The 439-nt window shown below is 56.7% G+C and carries 1 pseudogene; it reads right to left on the bottom strand.

The window, feature by feature from the left end:
* Nucleotides 1-160 precede the first annotated feature (160 nt).
* Nucleotides 161-439 (bottom strand): annotated as a pseudogene (locus AACY45_RS28715) (hypothetical protein); the annotation flags it as partial.

Raw genomic sequence — 439 nt, 5'->3', positions numbered from 1 at the left:
CTTCCATCAGCAACGCTTCTTCTCGGGTGCACTGGGTGTTCTGTGGGTCACTTAAAACAACCAACTGCCCTGGCTTGGCGAAGCTTGATAGTTGTGGGTTCAGGGTGCGGAACTTATCCAGGACGGCAGCATTTGGCTGCTCGAATAGCAGTGCTTCAAGCTATGAGCGGGGGGCAGCGCTTTGCACGATATGGAAGCCAGGCTCCACAATCTGAATCGATGGGGCTGCGGGAGCGGCTGACAGCGATTCAGTGCTGGTCAACCCGGTAAGTCCTTGGGTTGGAATGTCACGGGTGTATTCGCTTTTGTAAGAGCCATCACTGATGGCTTGTGCCCAGACATGCGTGGCCGCCTGGGCCATTGCTGCAAATTCGGGCGCGATGGTCACGCTGCCGTCCTCTGCCGCCATTACCGTGCTCTGCGTGGCGATTAAGCGATT

Origin of the sequence: Pseudomonas sp. RA_35y_Pfl2_P32 (assembly GCF_963970735.1) — a bacterium.
Lineage (GTDB): Bacteria > Pseudomonadota > Gammaproteobacteria > Pseudomonadales > Pseudomonadaceae > Aquipseudomonas.
Note: the sequence above shows the minus strand (reverse complement) of the source record. Positions and strands in the feature narration are given on the sequence as shown.